Below are 5,024 nucleotides of genomic sequence, written 5' to 3' on the forward strand. Positions count from 1 at the left end.
ATAGATCAGGTCGTAGTATCTGGAATATTCGCCATATTGGTTGTCGTTGTAGCTGATGCCTGCATCTGGAGCAAACCTTTGGTAATTTCTTTTGATGTTTTGAAAAGAGCGGTCTGACTTGTTGTCCTGTGCGATCAATAACTGTTTTGGATGAAACCTGATTGTCAGGCTCTGATAAAACCGGTTGGAGAGGCTTTTGGTAAATGATTTCTGGATCCTCAGGCCCGGGGTTTCCTCAATGAGGTCCGTCTGGACCTGGTTGTTCAGATAAGTGTTGGTGCGGTAAGTATTGGTCAGGGTATCCAAATCCTCTACCTGGTTATTGTCCTTGTCAGATTTCAGCACCAGCTTATTGGTCAGGTCAAGATTTATTCCCGCAAATTTCTTATTGCCGAAGATGAGCGTTTTCAGATCGGGCAGGGTCAGGTTGATCTCCTGGCTGATGCCATCATTGCCGGTATGGTACCTGCGGTTAAATTTCTGGTTGCCTGCAGCATCGGTAAAAGACCGGAACTCGGTCATATTGGATCGCTGATTGTCATTGTTATAGGCGGATAAATTATAACTGGCTGTGAGGCCGCGGAAGCGTGTATGCTGTGTGATGAAATACGGGGAGTACCGGTATTCGCCACTGAGGTGAAAGCTCTTGTTGTTGTAATTGCTGGTGTTAAAAGTATTGTTGGTGCTGGTCAGCGCGTTCTGCAAATTTCCTGCGGTACGGAAGGTTTGCTCTTCATTTTCTCCCTGGTTGATGTCTACGGATTGAGAGAGCTCCAGATTGTGGCCCTTTTTTGTAAACTCATAATTGGAATCGAAACGCTGGTCGGTGCTTGAAGATGAATTGCTGTGACTGCTGTTCTCAAAGATCTGATCTGTACCATTCACGGTTGTGGTGGTCCTGGTTTCAGATAAGTAATCGTTGTCCCGGCCCCGCAGGAAGTAGTTGGATTTTAAGGTGCTTTTGCTTTGATAGGTGGGGTTCTCAATGAAGTTGTAGGTCAGGCTCGCCCCTGCGGCAAGGGGCCGGTTGATGCCCGAGGCCCGGAAGTCAGGCTGGTACTCCACATTGGTACCCACGCCCTTAAAAGTACTGCTGGACACCAGGTCATTGACGTCATCCGGGACTTTATTGATATTGTTCATCGCCCCGACCAGGGCAAGCTGCATTTTGGGAGTGAACATGTTGATGCTGGCATCGGTTTCAAAGCGGTTGTTGGTGCCATAGCCAAAGCCGATCTTACCAAAGTAGCCGATATCCTTCCCCTTTTTGAGCTTAAGGTTCATTTCCAGGGTAGAGTCCAGCGGGTTGCTTTTGTCCCTCGCTGTGTTGTATACCTGCACTTTTTGCAATGCGTTTTTAGATATGTTCTGGATGGCGATCTTGGCATCCCCGCCAAAGAAAGATTTTCCGTTTACTTTGAGGCTTTTTACTTCAGTACCGTTCACGGTAATCTGCCCGTCTCCCCATAGGGTGACGTTGGGGATTGCCCTGAGCATATCTTCTACTGTCGCATTGCTGTCCAGTTTGAAGGCCGCGGCATTAAATTCGAGGGTATCGCCGTTCATGCTCATGGGCGGAACGGAGATCACCACATCATTGAGCATGATGTCCCTGCGGTTCACTATGATCGTTTTCAGATCGATGGCATTCGTTCCGGAAGGTATTTTGAAATTTTTGCGTGCGGTCATATAACCTACATGACTGATGTCCAGCCTCAAACCCAGGTCTACCGGAAGATTTTTGAAATTGAACTCTCCGTAGGTGTTGGTGACCTGGTAGCTGAGCAGCGTACTGTCGGCTTCCTTATAGATGGATACTGTGGCCGATTTCAGGACATAATTTTGCGCGGTGTCCCTGGCAATTCCTTTGGCAGTACCAGGAGCTGTTGTGGTATTGGTCTGCTGTGCGCGGGCAGTAAAAAAGACTGCACATAGCAGAAATGCTATAGTGAAGAGCGTTAATTTAAACATGGAGCGTTAATTTTTTTTGGGTTTTAACTGGATGATGACCGGGTTGCTTTTCTTGTTCTGTGTTTTAAAATATTCAGTCAGTGCCGGATCATATTTCCGGTTCTTGCCTTCGTTCTGCTCCTTAAAATTGAACAGCATCAGTGAGGAGTAGCTGGTATAGAAATATTTTCTGTCAAACAAGTGAAATCCTGTGTTGGCAAAATCGTAATGCACACCGGCATCAGTCACGGGAAGAAACTGCGAGAGGGAATCAGGCTCTATATCTGAAATAGAGGTCACCATATTGTTTTTCAGGTTATAAATAAAAGCCTTTTTTTCATCGTTGCCCCAGCTCCAGTTATTTACCTTAAAGTAGAGGTTGTCGCCGATCTGATAAGTGCTGCTGATGGCGAAGAAGGCTTTTGGATATTTTTCAAAATACTCCCGTCTTTTCCCTTTATAAATGGGGTTTCCTCTAAAATCGGCGGGCAATGAATTGTTGGCAGGAAAAATGATCTTGTAGGCCAGTGAAAGTTTTTTTGGCGTTAGTTTGTACACATTGTATTCGTACGCGGTAATAAAAAACAATTCATCCGGCACACCGTAGTCGGTTAAGGTTTCTCCGCCGGTATAGAACTGGTCGGTTTTATACCTGGCCAAAGAAAAAGGAAAATAACTTTCCACTTTTTTCTTGTCTTTAACCAGGCTGATCTCAAAGTTGGTGCTGTCGTTGCTGTTTTTCTCCACGTAGCCCTGGTCTACAACTGTACCGTCACTAAACTGGCGCTGGTTACTATTGGCCTTATCCGCTTCCTTTTTTACTTTCCTGATTAATTTGGCATTGAGGTCAAAGTAGAAAAAATTTTTACCTGCGGAAACCTGGATGACCGGCTGGTTATTTTCTGTCTTCATGACAAAACCGTAGAAGTTCTGGTTCTCCTTGTCGTTGGGATCTTTTTCAATCTTGCTCCCGTTGATTTTGGCTTTGTATTTTCCTTCTTTGGTAAAGATTAAAATTGATTTGGTATCGTAGTCCCAAACGATAAAGTTATTGTCAGTCACCTTAAGCTGACTAATGGACCCGAAAAGACTTTCTTTTGTAGTCTCGAGCGGTATAAACTTAACTTCGTCAAAAACCTGGGCAGCGGCGGCGCCTCTGGAACTTGCTGGATCAATACGGAGTGTCCGCATTCCGGTGCTGTCGACTTTACTGGCCTGGGCCATGATATGGCCATAAAAAAGGGTACAAATAATTAAACTGCTGAGAGCGAATTTTAACATACCGGCGTTGAATTGGTTCCCTAAATGTATTGATTTTCGAAACAGGAATGATCTTTTGGAGAGTAAGAGGTGTATTTTTAACACTAATTAACAATAATTGCCCTTACAGAAGGTATGATCTGATCAGTTTGCCAGTGACAGCAACTTTGATGTCAAAAGGGTTCAGATGGGTATCCGGCAGCACTGCAAATTCCCTGTGGGTGATTTTCCCGTCCATATCAAAGGGGGTTAGTCAGTCCCATTCTGCAGGCTTTCCATAAGTACAATTTTGTTAATCTACAGCATAATCATACGCATAATTAAAATATATGCGTATATTTGCTTTATGAAAGCAAGATTGAATTTAACTATTGATGAAGGACTTTTGTCTCGTATTAAGTCTTATTCTGAAAGCAAGAAGGTTAGTATTTCTGAACTGGTTGAGCAATATTTTAACAGCATCTCAAAACCTGCCAGACATGAAAACATTATTGATATGGTGGAAAAATTAAATCCCGTCAAATTTAATGTTAATGCGGATTTGAAGAAGGATTTTTACGAAGAACAGGCAGGTAAATATGGCTTTTAAGATATTTTTAGATGCGAATATTTTACTTGATTTCCTGCTAAAACGGGATAATTATAAAGATGCCAAACAGATCATGATCTTAGTGGTCGAAGGGAAGGTAATTGCTTATATTACTCCTGCTATTGTTCATATTGTGGGGTATTGGCTGACAAAAGCCTATGGATCTGAAAAAGCAAAACGGTTGCTATTAAGTTTAGTAACTGATGTTCGTGTCATTGATAGTAGCCATGAGTTGACCTTATTGGCTTTAAATTCTAAAATAGAGGACATCGAAGATGCTCTGCAATATTATACTGCAATTCATAATCAATTGGATTATTTTCTTTCAGGTGACAAGAAATTTCAAAAGGCGGCTATTCCTACATTGCCTGTGGTTGCCTCAGCATATTTTCTGAATGAAATCTATAGATGAGAACCTGATATCCGCAAAACTCGTAGTCAGATTAGCATACTTAAACATTGACCCTCCTAACACTTTTGAATTTGGTTAAACTATTATGTAATTTTGCATTTCAAATTAAATTAATAACATATGTCATCAGTAGAGACAACTTACGTTCCTTACAAAGTTAAGGACATTTCACTGGCAGAATGGGGCCGCAAAGAGATCGGATTGGCAGAGGCAGAAATGCCGGGGCTAATGTCCCTCCGTGAAGAATTCGGACCTTCGCAGCCATTAAAAGGAGCCCGCATTGCAGGCTGCCTTCACATGACCATCCAGACTGCAGTTTTAATTGAAACATTGGTGGCACTGGGTGCGGAAGTCACCTGGTCATCATGTAATATATTTTCAACGCAGGATCATGCGGCGGCAGCGATTGCGGCAGCTGGCATCCAGGTTTATGCCTGGAAAGGTCTTGACGAAGAAAGTTTTGACTGGTGTATCGAACAGACATTGCATTTCGGTCCGGACCGTCAGCCATTGAACATGATCCTTGATGATGGCGGTGACCTGACCAATATGGTGTTTGACAGGTTCCCTGAGCTGATCGCTGGCATCAAAGGTCTTTCTGAAGAAACGACTACCGGTGTTCATCGCTTATATGAGCGCATGAAAAACGGAACATTGCACTTGCCTGCGATCAATGTGAATGATTCGGTGACCAAATCAAAATTTGACAACAAATACGGATGCCGTGAGTCATTGGTTGATGCGATCCGTCGTGCTACCGACATCATGATGGCTGGTAAAGTTGCTGTTGTAGCGGGTTACGGCGATGTGGGT

At 43.5% G+C, this 5,024-nt stretch carries 5 protein-coding genes; 3 read left to right on the forward strand and 2 right to left on the reverse strand.

Features of this window, described 5'->3' with window-relative positions:
- Nucleotides 1–1,971: hypothetical protein (locus VK541_RS11415; protein ID WP_324370132.1), on the reverse strand; the 1,971-nt coding region annotated here is incomplete at its 3' end.
- Nucleotides 1,972–1,977: 6 nt separating this feature from the next.
- On the reverse strand, nt 1,978–3,231 hold the full coding sequence (locus VK541_RS11420) for a 6-bladed beta-propeller (RefSeq protein ID WP_324370134.1): 1,254 nt from the start codon (nt 3,229–3,231) through the stop codon (nt 1,978–1,980).
- A 325-nt stretch (nt 3,232–3,556) separates the two neighbouring features.
- Between VK541_RS11420 and VK541_RS11425 the strand changes: the two genes are divergently transcribed.
- The 3 genes from VK541_RS11425 to VK541_RS11435 form a co-directional block, all read left to right on the forward strand.
- On the forward strand, nt 3,557–3,799 hold the full coding sequence (locus VK541_RS11425) for a DUF6364 family protein (protein WP_324370136.1): 243 nt from the start codon (nt 3,557–3,559) through the stop codon (nt 3,797–3,799).
- Nucleotides 3,789–4,211 (forward strand): PIN domain-containing protein, encoded by a 423-nt coding sequence (locus VK541_RS11430; RefSeq protein WP_324370138.1) that lies wholly within the window; start codon nt 3,789–3,791, stop codon nt 4,209–4,211. The genes VK541_RS11425 and VK541_RS11430 overlap by 11 nt, the downstream gene beginning before the upstream one ends.
- 120 nt (nt 4,212–4,331) lie before the next feature.
- Nucleotides 4,332–5,024: adenosylhomocysteinase (locus tag VK541_RS11435; protein WP_324370140.1), on the forward strand; the 693-nt coding region annotated here is incomplete at its 3' end.

This window comes from Pedobacter sp., assembly GCF_035317785.1.
Classification (GTDB): domain Bacteria; phylum Bacteroidota; class Bacteroidia; order Sphingobacteriales; family Sphingobacteriaceae; genus Pedobacter.